Below are 15517 nucleotides of genomic sequence, written 5' to 3'. Positions count from 1 at the left end.
CTGCATGTTCAACATAGGCTCAGAATCGTCCTGTTCCTGCCGTATGGGAGGGGGAGGGAGGTGCGGCTCTGGCTTTCATATCAAGAGATAGCCCACTGCAAGCAACCACTACAATCAGCGTTGAGGGGTCAGAGGGTCCATTCTGACCCCTCAGCATTTTGGTTCGCACTCCTCTTGCGTAGCTATACAAATTGGGCTGACCCCTGACATCCTTGGAAACCAAAAGATTCAGACCTACGCTGACACGTCAACCTTGGTTCAGGACTTGCCGAGGCTGTTATCGACCTGTTACCGTGTCTTGCCATAGGTGGCTGCTATACGGCCCCTAGCCTGAATTCGGGTGGCAAAGGTGTCAGTCGATTCTTAAAGAGTGCAGACGCGGAGGACCGGATGATTCCGATTAAAACCACCATTGACGACCTTGAAAAGTTGACTTCATACCTCCGCCCCAACTTCGGATGGGTGTCTCTTGCGAAGGTGAAGTCGAACCTAGAGAAAGTCAGCGACAATCGCAAGATCGAGGCCGCTCGGTGGCTCGGTCTGATTCAGCGCGATGGTCAGAACGTCGAGATCACCGACGTTGGACGAGCCTGGGCGTCGGCGCAGGAAGAGGATGCAAAGGCAAAGCTCATGGCTGGGGTGCTCGCCTCCGCCCCGCTCTATTGTCAGACCTTGGAATGGATGTACCATGCCAACAAAACTGATGCCACGAAGACGGACGTTGGCGATCAGTGGTATAGGCACTACACGGACCAGCTGGAAGGCGCGCAGGGCGCGGCCTTGGGCGACGGAGTCATCATGTTTATGCGAGTCGCTGAGAGTTCGGGGCTGGGTAAATTCATTACTGCAGGCAAGAATCGCCCTGAGACATACTTCAAAGGCGACCGCGCCGCAATCGAGCAGTTCTACAACGACTACGTTCTCAAGCGAGCCGGAAGCCAGGCGGCGCCCGAGGGTTCGGTAGACAAAGAAGCCGGTGAGCAGTCGGCTTCGCCCCATGGCACCAAGCCCGTTGTGTCTTCCCATCAGGAGTTGCCGAGCACTTTCGGGCCCTCGCAGGTTACGTTGCAAGCCAGTCCAGCGGTTCATGTCAATCTTGAGATTCACATCGCCGCAGACGCAACGGCTGAAACGGTGGCGGAGATCTTTCGGAACATGCGTAAATACGTCCTAAATGATGGAACGGTCGAGGCTGCGACCGGTGAATAACGCCGCGCCGCGACTTGCCTCGCTAGCCGAGTTCCAACGGCTACATGCAGTGCCGGTCAAGGACGTGACGCGGGAAGCTCCGGCGCAGGCGCTTCATTCTCTTCATCAGGCGGCAGCAGCAGCCCCCTCGGACTACAGGGACTACTTGGAGGAGGCGGTACGGTGCTACGAAGGAGGTATGTACAGAGCCGCTGTCCTAATGGTGTGGTCGGCGTGCATCCAGCACCTGCTGTCAGTGGTCCAAGACCATAGGGGCGGGATTCGAGCGGTTGAAAAGGCGAACTTCGCGCGCTTCGGTACGTCTACCGCCTACCGTAAGGTTCGTAAGACGGATGACCTGCTATACCTCAAAGAGTCCGCCCTCATTTTGATTGCAGAAGATGCAGGGATGCTAAACAGAAACGCTCGTGCCCTGCTTGATGAGAAGTTAACCCTTCGTAACCGCTGCGGCCACCCGACTCGATACAAGCCAGGTCGCGAAGAGACGGTGATATTCATTGAGTCTCTCGTGCTCAATATCATCGGAGGGGCCATGATTAACTGGCAGATGAAGCCTGGTGCGGGGTAGTTGGACTCCTTCGGTTAGGTGTGGGGTCTGGAAACCAGCCCTCACCGACGATTGGTGCAGGATCTGTAAAGAATCCACAGCTGAATAGATCTTTGATCTCAGTCTTTTCGCGGAAGGGCTGTTGAGTTTATCGCGGTAGAGATCGGGCTAGGCCTTCTGCAGCGCTCCCAGTGCGCGTACCAGGGGTTCGAGTTCCGGAACCTGCTCAGCGGCTTCCAGGGCCGACGCCAAGGTCTCATCATGGACAGGCTTTGCTGCCTCAAGCAGCTTTTGGCCGGCGACCGTGAGCTCGGTGTAGATCCCACGACGATCATCCGCGCAGAGGATCCGCGTCAGCAGTCCCCGGTCCTCCAGGCGGTTGACCAGTCGGGTGGTTGCACTGCTGGAAAGAGCCGTGGCGCGGGCAAGCTGCTGCATGCGCATGTGCCATCCGTCCTGACGGCTCAGGGCGTCAAGAACTGTGTATTCGACGACCGACAGCTCGGTGGAAGCCTGGAGTGCTTTCTCGAGTTCAGCCTCGATGCTTCCGTGCAGGGCAGCGAGGGTGCGCCATCCCTGTGCGCGTACTTCTACGGCGTCATCCTTGATGCCCATGCTTATTGTGCTCCTGCCTTGGTTTGCGTATCAGTGCAGCCGATCGAAAGTAGTTGCTTGCGCAATTATCTAGCGTGTGCAACTATATATACAGCGTCTGCAACTATTATTCTACGGGTTTCCAGAGGCGCACATCTACCTTGCTTTTGGGAGCCACCCAACTAAGGAGTTCCACATGCCCGCAGGGTTGATAGCCCTCGCCCTTGGCGGATTTGGCATCGGATTAACCGAGTTCGTCATCATGGGCCTTTTGCCGGAAGTAGCGGCAGATTTCCAAGTGAGCGAGGCCTCGGCGGGCTGGTTCATTTCCGGTTATGCGCTAAGCGTGACAGTCGGCGCCCTTCTGGTTACTGCCGCCGTTACCAGGCTTCCGCGCAAGCCCGTCCTTGTTGGGCTGCTTGTTCTGTTCATCGTCGGCAACTTCCTCTCCGCCATCGCCGACTCGTACACGGCGATGCTTGTAGGCCGCATCATTGCGGCGTTGTGCCACGGTGCGTTCTTCGGAATCGGCTCTGTGGTGGCAGCCAGCCTGGTTCCTCGGCACAAAAAAGCCGGTGCCATTGCCATCATGTTCACAGGACTTACTGCCGCCAACGTCCTCGGCGTTCCGTTCGGTACCCTCCTTGGCCAGAACCTGGGTTGGCGTTCAACATTCTGGGCCATCACCGGAATCGGCGTGGTGGCACTGCTCGGAATAGCGCTGATGGTGCCGAAGGGGAGTACGGAGCCGACCAAAGACCTCCGAAGCGAACTGGGAGCCTTCAAATCCGGCCAGGTCTGGCTGTCCCTCGTCGTGACGATTTTGGGCTTTGGCGGCATGTTCGGCGCGTTCACCTACATCGCATTCACGCTTACTGAAATTTCCGGGTTTGAGCCGGGCGCCGTCCCATGGTTGTTGGTGCTCTTCGGTGGCGGACTGTTCGTCGGCAACTTCCTGGGCGGGAAGGCGGCCGACAAAAACCTGGACGGATCCCTCGTCATAATCCTCGCCGGCTTGGTGCTGGTCCTGGGCTTCTTCGCCCTCACCGCGTCCAGCAGCATCGCTACCTTGATCTCGCTGGCCCTCATGGGCGGCTTCGGTTTTGCTACCGTCCCCGGTCTGCAGATGCGCGTGATGCACTTTGCCTCCTCCGCTCCCACCCTGGCATCCGGGGCCAACATTGGCGCCTTCAACCTGGGGAATGCGCTGGGCGCCTGGCTCGGAGGGGTCACCATTTCAGCCGGCCTCGGCTACACCTCGCCCATCTGGGCAGGGACCGCGATCACTGTAGCCGCGTTGTTGGTCATGCTTGCTGCCACCGCAGCAGCCAAGCGCAAGGAAGTTGGAGCAGCAAAGACCAGGCCCGACGTCGAACGCGAACCTCAGGGGGCGGCAGTCTCCTGACGCTGGGCTGCAAAACTGCCGCTGGGCTGCAAAACCAAAAAGCCCGCCACGGACAATATCCGTGGCGGGCTTTCGCGTCCTAGGGGTTGGGGGCAGCGTCCCGGGCTTCCTGCTCTGCTCTCTTCGCAGCCTTGGTTCGTTCGCTCTCAGCCTGCCTCAACGCCCGCATTTGCTTGCCTCGCCGGCGCCACAGGGCCCAAAGAACAGTAACCACCGCAAAAATCACCGCAGCCGCTACCGCCGAGATCGCCGTCCACGTAGTGAAGAATCCGGCATCCACGCTCAAGGTGCGCTGGCCGGCGTGCGCAGATTCGGTTGAACCGAACACAATGCCTGCCGTCAGCAGGTTCGGCGTGGCGATTGCGACAGCCGCCAGCAGGATGACTATCTTCCAAGGCCAGGAGACAGCCTTGTGGGTTGCCTGCCACGCCACCACGAGGGGAACGAAGGTGAAGACGAAGCCGTAGAACATGCCCACCAATACGCTCGCGCCGAGGTCCCGCCGGATCTGCCCCGCGACGACGTCGGACCACCATCGGGGCAGAATGGCCCCAAGGATAAAGTAGGCTGCCACAGCGACAAGCAATGCCACCAGGATCAGAATAATTTTGACGCCCCAATTGCGTTTTTTCCGAGCCGGTACTTGTGCTTGTTCAGTCATGGGTCAATCATGGCAGAGACCTCATCAGGCACAGGGGAATTGTGCCTATACTTTCAGCGGTGGCCGGATGCCCGGGCCGCCGTCGAGATCCGTAAATGTCCCGATGAAAGGCGACCCATGAGCAATATTCCAGCCGATCTTTCCTACACCGCAGAGCACGAGTGGGTTTCTGCCCCTGACGCCGATGGCGTGGTGCGGATTGGTATTACCGACTTCGCGCAGGACGCCCTGGGTGACGTTGTTTACGCCCAGATGCCCGAACCCGGGACAAAGATCACCGGGAATGAAGTTGTTGGGGAGGTTGAGTCCACCAAGAGCGTCAGTGATATCTATGCTCCCGTTAGCGGTGAAGTCATTAACCGCAATGACTCTTTGGACCAGGATCCGGCCCTGATCAACTCTGATCCTTACGGCGATGGTTGGCTTTTTGAAGTAAAGCTTGCAGAAGCCGACGCAGTGGATTCCCTGCTCAGTGCATCCGAGTACGAACAACAGGTAGGCTAAAGTTATCTGGCCCGCCCGGCTGCATTCTTTTAGCCAAGGACGCGGGAAGGCGGGCCAGCAACCGATTTGCCCGGCGGTACCGGGAGGCGGAAGTGGCCGGCAAGGTTTGGAATTGCCGGCGGATGAGGAGGAAATTCCATGGTTGGCGGCGAACAGAACCAAGCCAATGTCGGAAGGGGCGCGGAAGAGCAACCCACGTCGGAGACCACCTCGATCAGCATCACGCCAACGTGGGACGAGCCAAGCGTTGCACCCCGGCTCGCACCCGAAGAGCGTGCCTCCGTTGATGCCCTGCCGCCGGACTCTGCCTTGCTCATTGCGCACAGCGGACCAAACGCGGGGGCCCGGTTCCTTCTGGACGCCGATACCACTACGGCCGGCAGGCACCCGGACGCAGACATCTTCCTGGATGACGTCACGGTGTCCCGCAAGCACGTGGAGTTCCACCGCACCCCAACGGGCTTCGAACTCGTGGATATGGGTAGCCTCAATGGAACCTATGTGAACCACGACCGCGTGGATCGGGTGCTGCTGAAGAGTGGCAACGAGGTGCAGATCGGCAAGTTCCGGCTGACCTACTACTTCAGCCCTGGCCGCCCGGCGGGCCAAGTCTGACCCCGGGGTACCTGCCTGTGGCAATGGCCCAGCCGGAACGTCGCGGACCGCAGGTCCTGAACATCGGGGAAGTCCTGGCGCAGTTGAGCGACGACTTCCCAGGGATGACTGCGTCCAAAATCCGCTTTCTTGAGGAAAAGGGCCTCATTAATCCGAAGCGGACCCCTGCCGGGTACCGGCAGTACGCGGACAGTGATGTTGAGCGCCTCCGTTTCGTCCTTGCCCTTCAACGGGACCAGTACTTGCCGCTCAAGGTCATCAAGGATTACTTGGACGCGATCGATCGCGGGGAGCGTCCCGAAAACCTGCCTCCAGGCGTCACGGTGTCACCCCGCGTAGTTTCGGCGGAAATGGCTGCCGAAATCCAAGGCCGTGCCCGCGCATTGACCGAGGAGCAGCTCCGGGCCGAATCGGGTGCAAGCGTACCCTTGCTGGAGTCACTCCTGAGCTTCGGACTAATAAGCCATGTTGGCGGCAAGTTCGACGAACACGCCCTCCAGGTTGCGCGTGCCTGCGTCCAGTTGGAGGGTCATGGTTTGGAGCCGCGCCATCTCCGGCCGTTCCAGGCTGCAGCCGAGCGTGAGTTCGGCCTGGTGGAGAGAGCGGTTGCGCCCCTGACGTCCAGGCGCGACGCCGCCTCCCAAGCACGGGCTGCCGAGGCAGCACGTGAAATCAGCGAACTGTGCCTGACGCTGCACAGGGCGCTCGTCCACGACCGTATCTCCCGGATGGACACCTGATGATCGAAGTTGAAATTGTCGGCGTCCGGATCGAACTGCCGTCCAACCAGCCTTTGGTCCTCCTGCGGGAGATCAAGGGTGAACGGCATGTCCCCATCTGGATTGGAACACCCGAGGCCAGCGCCATTGCCCTGGCCCAGCAAGGTGTGGTCCCACCGCGGCCGATGACCCACGATCTCCTGATTGACGTCGTAGAATCCTTGGGGCATTCAATCATCAGCGTTAACATCGTGGCGGTCGAAGACAACATCTTCTACGGGCAACTGCAATTCGACGACGGCACTGTAGTGAGTTCGCGCGCTTCCGATGCGTTGGCCCTTGCATTGCGGGCCAAATGCCGCATTTGGTGCGCGGATGCGGTGATGGAGGAAGCAGGAGTCCGGATCACTGAGCATGACGAAGGCGAAGATTCAGAGCCGGATCCCAGTGTGGACGAAGAACGTGAAATGCGGCGTTTCCGCGAGTTCCTGGACGACGTGGAACCTGAGGATTTCGAAGGCTGAATCACCCTAAGCCTAAAGTTGAGGGTGAAACTTTCGACACGACCGGATTTTGCGCCCGAGGTCTTTGACCTAACGCCCTCCCGGGCCTAACGTCGAAGGTATCAAGTTCCCGTTGCATACACTGCCCGCGCAAGTCACACTGGAAGGTGCCGACTTGTGGGAATTACACGGCTGAATTTCGGCGTTGTGATCAGTGGTAAGCACCGTCCCCAAGGGAACTGAGAACAAGGAGGTCACGTGAGTCCGAAAGGCGAAGCAGGCGAGCTGAAGCAGGCCTCGACCGGCATTGCTGCGCCCGCATCCGGCGCCCAAGGTTTGCTCTTCACAGAGGACCTTCCAGTGCTGGACGAGGACGCGGGCTACCGTGGGCCCACTGCCTGCAAGGCTGCAGGTATCACGTACCGTCAGCTGGACTATTGGGCGCGCACCGGTTTGGTTGAGCCGGCCGTCCGTGGTGCTGCGGGTTCCGGCTCGCAACGTCTCTATGGATTCCGCGACATCCTGGTGCTCAAGGTAGTCAAGCGACTACTTGATACCGGTGTTTCCCTGCAGCAGATCCGCACAGCCGTGGAGCATCTTCGCGAGCGTGGTGTTGAAGACCTTGCGCAGATTACGCTTATGAGCGATGGCGCCAGTGTTTACGAATGTACCTCTGCCGACGAGGTCATTGACCTCGTGCAAGGCGGACAGGGTGTCTTTGGCATCGCGGTGGGACGTGTATGGCGGGAAGTCGAGGGAAGCCTTGCCGCGCTTCCGAGCGAGCACGCCGCCGAGCAGTCCTTTCCGGACGACGAATTGAGCAAGCGGCGCGTTGCCCGCCGTATCGGCTAAATAAGCCCAACTGGATGTCTTGGTAACGGATGAAGCCGCCCCTTGGATAGAGGGTGCGGCTTCTTCCGTCATATGGCTGGCGCGTGGGGGCTAGCGCTGCTGGCGATTCCGCAAGCCGGCTTGACCCTCAAGTAGGCTCTGCAAGAGTGCGTCGAAGAGTTTTGCGGAGTTCTTGGCTGAATCGCCAGGCCAGTGGTGCACGGAGTGGGCTGCGCCTTGGATTTGCTGCCAGTTTGCCTGCTCCGGAATGTGCGGCGTCAGGAGCAGCTCGCCGAACATGGACTCCATCTCGGACAGCCGGAAGGTGTGCTCTGCTGAGCCGGTGCGAACGCGGTTGGCGACGATTCCCGCTGGCGCCAGATGAGGAGCGAATTCCTGTCGGAACAACTGGATGGCGCGCATGGTCCGTTCGGTACCGGCCACGGAGAACAGGCCGGGCTCGGCCACGAGCACTACGCGGTCGCTGGCGCTCCATGCCATGCGGGTGAGCCCGTTCAGCGAAGGAGGGCAGTCCACAAGAATCAGTTCATAGTTGGTGGTTCCTGCAAGAACGGCCGAGAGCCTGCGAAGGTCGCGGCGGCCGAGATCCGGGCGGTCATAGATACCCGTGAACGCTGATCCAACAGCAACGTCAAGCTTGCCGCCGCTGGAACCGTTGGAAACCCAGCTGCTGCTGGCGACGTTCTCGGGAAGTTTCGCTTTCCGGGGACTCTTGAGCATGCGGCCAATGTCCAACTGGTCACCTCGCTGGACGCCGAGTGCCGTCGTAGCGTCGGCATGGGGATCGAGGTCCACCACGAGGGTTGGAATGCCGGCCGCGAGGGCCGCGGACGCCAGGCCGGTGGTCACTGACGTCTTTCCCACTCCGCCTTTGAGGCTGCTGATGCTGACTACTTGCACTTGAAAACCCAAAACCTAACGCCGGTTGCCGTATCGCGCTGTTTTCCGCTCCGGGACCGCCGGAGCCGGGGCTTGCCGAAGCCCCTCCAACATCATATGGGGCGGGGCCGTGGATTCCCGCTTTCTACGCGCCCGGGTGCCGGAGGATGCTGCGGCCATTAGCACGGTGGGGAGTCGCGCGCACGCATATACAGCCCAGATGACGATTCCATTGTGATGGTTGCCACAAAGATTTGTGTTTGATGCTGGCGGCACTACACACTGTGACCACCGACCGATCCACCCGCAATGATGCAGGAGAAGTATGTTTTCGAAAATTCTGGTGGCCAATCGCGGCGAAATCGCGATCAGGGCGTTTCGCGCTGGTTATGAACTGGGCGCCAAGACCGTAGCCGTCTTTCCGCATGAGGATCGCAACTCGATCCACCGGCAGAAGGCCGACGAAGCTTACCTGATCGGCGAGGTGGGCCACCCTGTCCGCGCCTACCTGGACGTCGAGGAGGTTGTCCGCGTCGCCAAGGAAGCCGGCGCCGACGCCATCTACCCCGGCTATGGCTTCCTCTCGGAAAACCCTGACCTGGCCCGTGCGGCCAAGGCCGCGGGAATCACCTTCGTGGGCCCGCCTGCCGAGGTCCTGGAACTCGCAGGCAACAAGGTTGCTGCCCTGGAAGCTGCCCGCAAGGCCGGTGTCCCCGTGCTGAAGTCGAGCAAGCCTTCAAAGGACCTCGATGAACTGATCGCGGCAGCCGACGAAATCGGCTTCCCGATCTTCGCCAAGGCTGTTGCCGGCGGTGGTGGACGTGGCATGCGTCGCGTGGAGACCCGTGAAGCCCTCCCCGAAGCCCTGCAGTCCGCCATGCGCGAGGCCGATGCTGCTTTCGGCGATCCCACCATGTTCCTCGAGCAGGCCGTGTTGCGCCCGCGCCACATCGAAGTGCAGATCCTGGCCGACGCCGAGGGTAACGTCATGCACCTGTTCGAGCGTGACTGTTCCTTGCAGCGCCGCCACCAGAAGGTAGTGGAAATCGCGCCGGCGCCCAACCTGGATGAAAACATCCGCCAGGCGCTCTACCGTGACGCCGTGGCCTTCGCCAAGGCCCTGAACTACGTCAACGCCGGAACGGTTGAGTTCCTGGTAGACACCGAAGGCGAGCGTGCAGGCCAGCACGTGTTCATCGAAATGAACCCGCGCATCCAGGTGGAGCACACTGTCACCGAGGAAATCACGGATGTGGACCTCGTGCAGGCACAGATGCGTATTGCCTCGGGTGAGACCCTCGCGGACCTTGGCCTGAGCCAGGAGACAGTATCCATCAAGGGCGCCGCCCTGCAGTGCCGCATCACCACGGAGGATCCGGCCAACGGCTTCCGCCCGGACGTCGGAAAGATCACCGGCTACCGTTCCGCAGGTGGCGCGGGCGTGCGTCTCGACGGCGGCACCGTCTACTCCGGTGCCGAGATCAGCCCGCACTTCGACTCCATGCTCGTCAAGCTGACCTGCCGTGGCCGCGATTACCCGGCTGCAGTTGCCCGTGCGCGGCGTGGCCTGGCGGAATTCCGCATTCGTGGCGTGTCCACGAACATTCCTTTCCTGCAAGCCGTCCTCGCTGATCCGGACTTCAACGCCGGGAACGTGGCCACGGACTTCATCGACAAGCGCCCTGAACTGCTCAAGTCGCACATCTCTGCCGACCGTGGAACCAAGCTGCTCACGTGGCTGGCCGAGGTCACTGTGAACAAGCCGAACGGTGAGCTCAAGGTCCACTCCGACCCCGCCAGCAAGCTGCCCGTGATCGAGGGACCGGTGCCCACGTCCGGTTCGCGCCAGAAGCTCCGGGAGCTCGGCCCTGAGGGCTTTGCGAAAGCGCTGCGTGAGCAGCAGGCAGTCGCCGTCACGGACACCACGTTCCGTGACGCCCACCAGTCCTTGCTGGCTACCCGTGTCCGTACCCGCGACCTCGTGGCTGCCGGCCCGGCCGTCACGGCGTTGCTGCCGGAGCTGCTTTCCGTCGAGGCCTGGGGTGGTGCAACGTACGACGTCGCGCTCCGCTTCCTTGGCGAGGACCCTTGGGACCGCTTGGCTGCTCTGCGGCAGGCACTGCCGAACACGTGTATCCAGATGCTGCTCCGTGGACGGAACACTGTTGGTTACACTCCTTACCCGGAAGAGGTGACCGAGGCCTTCGTCAACGAAGCAGCGGCTACCGGCATCGACATCTTCCGCATCTTCGACGCCCTCAATGACGTCAACCAGATGGCCCCGGCAATCCGGGCTGTGCGTGCAACAGGGACTGCCGTCGCAGAGGTCGCACTCTGCTACACCGGCAACCTCCTTGACCCCAACGAGGACCTGTACACCCTCGACTACTACCTGGACCTTGCCCAGAAGATCGTCGACGCCGGTGCCCACATCCTCGCCATCAAGGACATGGCAGGACTCCTGCGTCCCGCCGCGGCTGCCAAGCTCGTCTCCGCCCTGCGAGAGCGTTTCGACCTGCCCGTGCACTTGCACACGCACGACACCGCCGGTGGCCAGCTCGCAACGCTTCTGGCGGCCGTCGACGCCGGTGTGGACGCCGTTGACGTCGCTGCTGCCTCCCTGGCCGGGACTACAAGCCAGCCTGCCGCTTCGGCGCTGGTGGCAGCATTGGCCAATACACCGCGCGACACCGGGATGAGTCTTGCCAACGTCGGTGCACTGGAGCCTTACTGGGAAGCGGTTCGGCGGGTCTACGCGCCCTTCGAGTCCGGCCTGCCGGGTCCCACAGGCCGTGTGTACCAGCACGAGATCCCAGGTGGCCAGCTGTCCAACCTTCGCCAGCAGGCCATCGCCTTGGGCTTGGGGGAGCAGTTCGAAGCCATCGAGGACATGTACACGGCGGCAGACCGCATCCTGGGCCGCCTGGTCAAGGTGACTCCTTCCTCCAAGGTGGTGGGCGATCTCGCACTGCACCTTGTCGGCCTGAACGCTGACCCTGCGGACTTCAACGAGAACCCGCAGAACTACGACATCCCGGACTCCGTCATCGGCTTCCTTTCCGGCGAACTCGGAGATCCTCCCGGAGGCTGGCCCGAGCCGTTCCGTACCAAGGCCCTTCAAGGCCGCAGCATCAAGGTCCGGGACGTTGAGATCAGTTCAGAGGACAGCGCCGCGCTGAAGGGTGATTCGAAGACGCGCCAGCACACCCTGAACCGCTTGCTCTTCGCAGGTCCTACCAAGGACTACCTCAAGAGCGTGGAGACCTACGGCAATATCTCCGTGCTGGACACCCGTGATTACCTCTACGGTTTCCAGCAGGGCTCGGAGCACGTGATCGAGCTGGAGAAGGGCGTCCGCCTCATTGCCCAGCTTGAGGCCGTGTCCGAAGCTGACGAAAAGGGCATGCGTACGGTGATGTGTACGCTGAACGGCCAGTCGCGTCCAGTGGTTGTCCGCGACCGTTCCGTGGTGAGCAACGTCAAGGCGGCAGAGAAGGCCGACCCAGCACAGCCAGGCCAGGTTGCAGCCCCGTTCGCCGGGGCGGTCACCGTTACGGTCAAGGCAGGCGATGTCGTCAACGCCGGCGACACGGTTGCCACCATCGAGGCCATGAAGATGGAAGCATCCATCACGACGCCGGTGGCCGGCACGGTCTCCCGCCTCGCCATCTCCTCGGTGGAGCAGGTCCAGGGCGGCGATTTGCTGCTGGTGATCGGCTAACGATCAACCAACGAAAAACCCCTTCCGGAGGAATTCCGGAAGGGGTTTTTCGTTTGCTGTAACGCCGTAGCTACTGCGCGCGGGGCGCTGAATACATTTCTTCGATCACGACGTCAAAGTCCTTCATGACTTGGGCGCGCTTGACCTTCAGCGACGGAGTGAGGTGGCCGGAGGCCTCGGTGAAGTCCGCGGGGACTATCCGGAAGGACTTGATGGCCTCCGCCTGGGAAACTGACTGATTCGCTTTGCTGATGAGGTCCTGGACGGCAGCCCTTACTACCGGGTTCTCGGCGGCTTCAGTCAAAGTGGTGCCGGATGCAAGCCCGTGGCGTTCCAGCCATCCCGGCAAGGCCTCTTCATCCAACGTGACCAGGGCGCCGATGAACGGGCGGTTATCGCCCACCACCAGAACCTGGGAAACCAAGGCGTCTGCACGGATCTGGTCTTCCAGCAGCGCAGGAACCACGTTCTTCCCACCTGCCGTGACGATGATCTCCTTCTTGCGCCCGGTGATCTTGAGGAAGCCATTACTGTCCAGCTCGCCGATGTCCCCGGTGCGGAACCACCCGTCGGCAAAGGTTTCCTCCGTGAGGTCTTCGCGTTTGTAGTAGCCACGCATGACACAGACACCCTTGGCGAGAATTTCGCCGTCGTCTGCGATCTTGACGGCGTTGCCCGGAAGCGGGGCCCCCACGGTGCCGATCCTGATCATCGAGGGTGTGTTGACCGAGATCGGTGCTGTGGTTTCCGTCAGGCCGTATCCCTCCAGGATCTGCAGGCCGATGCCTTGGAAGAAGTGGCCCAGGCGTTCGCCCAAGGGGCCGCCACCCGAAACAGCGTGTGCCACATGTCCGCCCATGGCGTCGCGGAGCTTGCCGTAGACGAGTTTGTCGAACACTGCATGCTTGAGCTTCAACCCCAAGCCCAGGGAACCGGCCTGGCGCGCTTTGGAGTACTCGATCGCAGTGTCCACTGCACGGTGGAAGATGGCGCCCTTTCCGCCGTCCTCGGCTTTGGTCAGTGCTGAGTTGTAGACCTTCTCGAAGACACGCGGCACCGCAAGGATGAATGTTGGCTGGAAGCTCTGCAGATCGGCCAGCAGATGCTTGATATCCGGAGTGTGGGCTACTTTGACGCCCCCTGCGACGGCCAGCACGGAGATGAACCGCGCAAAGACGTGGGCCAGCGGGAGGAACATGATGGTCTTGGCGGACTCGTTGATGATCTCGCCCAGCGCCGCACGGGCATTCTCGGAGAGCTCCACGAAGTTTCCGTGGGTCAGCTCGCAGCCCTTGGGCCTTCCTGTGGTTCCGGAGGTGTAGATGATGGTGGCAAGGTCCGTCAGGCCTGCAGCGGAGCGACGCGTCTCCAGTTCCTCATCGGTGACACTGGTGCCAGCGGAGCGAAGGGCATCAAGGCCGGCACCCTCAAGCTGCCAAACGTTGGCCACTGACTGGATGTCTTCGGCTGCGACAGCTTGCCTGATGATGTCCTCGTGGTGGGCGGCTTCACCGAAGGCGGCCACAGCACCGGAATCGCCCAGGTTCCAGGCCACCTGCGATGGGGAAGAGGTCTCGTAAATCGGGACAGAAACGGCTCCTGCGAACCAGATGGCAAAGTCCACCAGCGACCATTCATAACGGGTCCGGGACATGATGCCGACGCGGTCGCCGGCGCCCACTCCACTGGCGATAAGGCCCTTTGCCAAGGCCCTGACATCGGCGAGGAAATCCGTGGCCCGGATGTCCTGCCATTGTGCGTTGCTGTCCAGTTTGGCGAACAGAGCCGGGTTTGAAGGCTTGGCCGCTTCCCGCACAACGAGGTCCGTGATGTTGGTTTCAGGGGCAACATTGACAAGAGGCGGAACACTGAATTCACGCACGGTAGCTCCTTTGATATCCATGGGCCGCGAGAGGCTGCTTTCACTCTAGTATGCCCACCCGCGGAGGTGTGTCCTATTTAACCTACTGGCGAGTAACTTTACGGATGACCGTCCGTTTCGAGCAACTTGGCGTTGTCCAGCGCTTGGCGATGTCTGCCTCCCCGGGCCCGGCAGAATAGGATGTTGGGATGCCTTCATTACGGTCCAGTTCCCGTGCCCGGCCCCGGCCACCAGTCGCTGCCTTGAAGGATGTTCCCTGGGCTGGGCGCAGGAGTCATTTGGGCCGGCGCGGGCTGGCCATCGGCATTGACATCGGCGGCACCAAGGTAGCTGCCGGGGTTGTTGACGCCGAGGGCAGGATCCTTGCCGAGGCACGCAGGTCCACGCCAGGCGCGGACCCCCGGGCCGTGGAGCAGACCATCGTGGAACTCGTTGATGAACTCAGCGCAGAGCACCGGATTGCCTCCGTGGGTATTGGCGCGGCCGGTTGGATGGACCTCGACGGCGGTACCGTACTGTTCAGTCCGCACCTTGCCTGGCGCAACGAGCCCCTGAGGGAAAGCCTTCAGAATCTGTTGAGGCGCCCGGTTTTACTAACGAACGACGCCGACGCAGCCGCCTGGGCAGAGTGGCGCTTTGGCGCCGGCCAAGGTGAGAGCCGCCTGGTGTGCATCACGTTGGGCACAGGCATCGGCGGCGCAATGGTGATGGACGGGAGGGTTGAACGCGGCCGCTACGGTGTGGCAGGCGAATTCGGCCACCAGATCATTTTCCCCGGCGGGCACCGTTGCGAATGCGGCAACCGTGGCTGTTGGGAGCAATACGCGTCGGGGAACGCCCTCGGCCGCGAGGCCCGCCAGCTGGTGCGAACCAACTCGCCTGAGGGCCGCGCACTCCTTGAACGTGCAGGCGGTGTGGAGGAGAGCATCACAGGGGCTGCAGTTACAACATTGGCGCTGGCCGGCGACTCTACGTCAAGGGAACTGTTGGCGGACCAAGGTGAATGGTTGGGCTTGGGGCTGGCCAACCTGGCGGCGGCACTGGATCCCGGGATGTTCGTGATTGGAGGCGGATTGTGCGACGCCGGGGACCTGCTCGCCGGACCGGCCCGTGAAGCATTCGCCCGGAATTTGACGGGGCGTGGATTCCGTCCGATGGCAAGGATTGAGCTCGCCGCTCTGGGACCCCGTGCAGGCATGATCGGCGCTGCTGACCTTTCGAGGGTCAGCGGCCGTGCCCACAGCTAAGCCGGCCGACAACCAAGTGGGCGCGCGCACCTAGTGCCGCGTGTTTGAAGTTGTCTTTGGCTTGGCTTTCGCCAGGATTTCTTCGGGTGATTTGGTCCAGGTGAAGGGGTGGCTGCGTTTGTTCCAGCCGGTGATGAATTGCCGGATCTTGCGCATCAGGTCCGTGACCGAGGTGAACG

14 protein-coding genes are annotated in these 15517 nt (G+C 61.4%); 10 read left to right on the top strand and 4 right to left on the bottom strand.

What is annotated here, in order from left to right; genetic code table 11:
• The first annotated feature begins 390 nt into the window (after positions 1-390).
• Both AC1DD5_RS23385 and AC1DD5_RS23380 read left to right on the top strand, forming a co-directional pair.
• Entirely contained in the window at positions 391-1209 is an 819-nt protein-coding gene (locus AC1DD5_RS23385; protein WP_477522873.1) for an AAA-associated domain-containing protein, read from the top strand.
• The gene (locus tag AC1DD5_RS23380; protein ID WP_477522872.1) at positions 1202-1777 is read left to right on the top strand and encodes a hypothetical protein; all 576 of its coding nucleotides are present in this window, start codon (positions 1202-1204) and stop codon (positions 1775-1777) included. The genes AC1DD5_RS23385 and AC1DD5_RS23380 overlap by 8 nt, the downstream gene beginning before the upstream one ends.
• A 147-nt stretch (positions 1778-1924) precedes the next feature.
• Here AC1DD5_RS23380 and AC1DD5_RS23375 read toward each other — a convergent pair whose 3' ends face one another.
• Positions 1925-2371 (bottom strand): MarR family winged helix-turn-helix transcriptional regulator, encoded by a 447-nt coding sequence (locus tag AC1DD5_RS23375; protein ID WP_216922909.1) that lies wholly within the window; start codon positions 2369-2371, stop codon positions 1925-1927.
• A gap of 175 nt (positions 2372-2546) precedes the next feature.
• Here AC1DD5_RS23375 and AC1DD5_RS23370 point away from each other — a divergent pair, with 175 nt between their 5' ends.
• Positions 2547-3755 (top strand): MFS transporter, encoded by a 1209-nt coding sequence (locus tag AC1DD5_RS23370; RefSeq protein ID WP_477522871.1) that lies wholly within the window; start codon positions 2547-2549, stop codon positions 3753-3755.
• A 79-nt stretch (positions 3756-3834) separates the two neighbouring features.
• Here the strand turns inward: AC1DD5_RS23370 and AC1DD5_RS23365 are convergent, their stop codons facing one another.
• On the bottom strand, positions 3835-4416 hold the full coding sequence (locus AC1DD5_RS23365; RefSeq protein WP_477522870.1) for a hypothetical protein: 582 nt from the start codon (positions 4414-4416) through the stop codon (positions 3835-3837).
• A gap of 117 nt (positions 4417-4533) precedes the next feature.
• On the opposite strand from AC1DD5_RS23365, the gene gcvH reads away from it, so the two are divergent.
• The 5 genes from gcvH (at position 4534) to AC1DD5_RS23340 (ending at position 7609) form a co-directional block, all read left to right on the top strand.
• Positions 4534-4920: a glycine cleavage system protein GcvH gene (gcvH, locus tag AC1DD5_RS23360; RefSeq protein WP_216922914.1), complete on the top strand. Its 387-nt coding sequence runs from the start codon at positions 4534-4536 to the stop codon at positions 4918-4920.
• Positions 4921-5058: 138 nt separating this feature from the next.
• Positions 5059-5535 carry an FHA domain-containing protein gene (locus tag AC1DD5_RS23355; RefSeq protein ID WP_442005600.1) on the top strand — a complete coding sequence of 159 codons (477 nt, stop codon included), beginning with the start codon at positions 5059-5061 and terminating at the stop codon, positions 5533-5535.
• 23 nt (positions 5536-5558) lie between these two features.
• A complete protein-coding gene (gene ftsR / locus AC1DD5_RS23350; RefSeq protein WP_442017595.1) occupies positions 5559-6275 on the top strand; it encodes a transcriptional regulator FtsR in 717 nt (238 codons plus the stop codon).
• Positions 6275-6778, top strand: coding sequence for a bifunctional nuclease family protein (locus AC1DD5_RS23345; protein ID WP_216922920.1), 504 nt, complete (start codon positions 6275-6277; stop codon positions 6776-6778). Before ftsR ends, AC1DD5_RS23345 begins: the two co-directional genes overlap by 1 nt.
• A gap of 237 nt (positions 6779-7015) precedes the next feature.
• Complete coding sequence (locus AC1DD5_RS23340; protein ID WP_275965381.1) at positions 7016-7609, top strand: MerR family transcriptional regulator; 594 nt, start codon at positions 7016-7018, stop codon at positions 7607-7609.
• A gap of 90 nt (positions 7610-7699) precedes the next feature.
• Here AC1DD5_RS23340 and AC1DD5_RS23335 read toward each other — a convergent pair whose 3' ends face one another.
• Entirely contained in the window at positions 7700-8509 is an 810-nt protein-coding gene (locus AC1DD5_RS23335; protein ID WP_442005598.1) for a ParA family protein, read from the bottom strand.
• Positions 8510-8813: 304 nt separating this feature from the next.
• Here AC1DD5_RS23335 and AC1DD5_RS23330 point away from each other — a divergent pair, with 304 nt between their 5' ends.
• Positions 8814-12209, top strand: coding sequence for a pyruvate carboxylase (locus tag AC1DD5_RS23330; RefSeq protein WP_477522869.1), 3396 nt, complete (start codon positions 8814-8816; stop codon positions 12207-12209).
• A gap of 70 nt (positions 12210-12279) precedes the next feature.
• On the opposite strand, the gene AC1DD5_RS23325 is transcribed toward AC1DD5_RS23330, so the two are convergent.
• A complete protein-coding gene (locus tag AC1DD5_RS23325; protein WP_477522868.1) occupies positions 12280-14091 on the bottom strand; it encodes an AMP-dependent synthetase/ligase in 1812 nt (603 codons plus the stop codon).
• A gap of 188 nt (positions 14092-14279) precedes the next feature.
• Between AC1DD5_RS23325 and AC1DD5_RS23320 the strand changes: the two genes are divergently transcribed.
• Positions 14280-15338 (top strand): ROK family protein, encoded by a 1059-nt coding sequence (locus AC1DD5_RS23320; protein ID WP_442017592.1) that lies wholly within the window; start codon positions 14280-14282, stop codon positions 15336-15338.
• Positions 15339-15517: the final 179 nt, after the last annotated feature.

Source organism: Paenarthrobacter sp. 10L420 (assembly GCF_056395385.1).
This window is presented reverse-complemented; position numbering and strand designations above follow the sequence as displayed.

Bases quoted from the DNA above. Each gene is read 5' to 3' on its own strand.
- AC1DD5_RS23385 (WP_477522873.1), top strand. From the start codon at position 391: ATGATTCCGATTAAAACCACCATTGACGACCTTGAAAAGTTGACTTCA.
- AC1DD5_RS23375 (WP_216922909.1), bottom strand. From the start codon at position 2,371: ATGGGCATCAAGGATGACGCCGTAGAAGTACGCGCACAGGGATGGCGC.
- AC1DD5_RS23370 (WP_477522871.1), top strand. From the start codon at position 2,547: ATGCCCGCAGGGTTGATAGCCCTCGCCCTTGGCGGATTTGGCATCGGA.
- AC1DD5_RS23365 (WP_477522870.1), bottom strand. From the start codon at position 4,416: ATGACTGAACAAGCACAAGTACCGGCTCGGAAAAAACGCAATTGGGGC.
- gcvH (WP_216922914.1), top strand. From the start codon at position 4,534: ATGAGCAATATTCCAGCCGATCTTTCCTACACCGCAGAGCACGAGTGG.
- AC1DD5_RS23355 (WP_442005600.1), top strand. From the start codon at position 5,059: ATGGTTGGCGGCGAACAGAACCAAGCCAATGTCGGAAGGGGCGCGGAA.
- ftsR (WP_442017595.1), top strand. From the start codon at position 5,559: ATGGCCCAGCCGGAACGTCGCGGACCGCAGGTCCTGAACATCGGGGAA.
- AC1DD5_RS23345 (WP_216922920.1), top strand. From the start codon at position 6,275: ATGATCGAAGTTGAAATTGTCGGCGTCCGGATCGAACTGCCGTCCAAC.
- AC1DD5_RS23330 (WP_477522869.1), top strand. From the start codon at position 8,814: ATGTTTTCGAAAATTCTGGTGGCCAATCGCGGCGAAATCGCGATCAGG.
- AC1DD5_RS23320 (WP_442017592.1), top strand. From the start codon at position 14,280: ATGCCTTCATTACGGTCCAGTTCCCGTGCCCGGCCCCGGCCACCAGTC.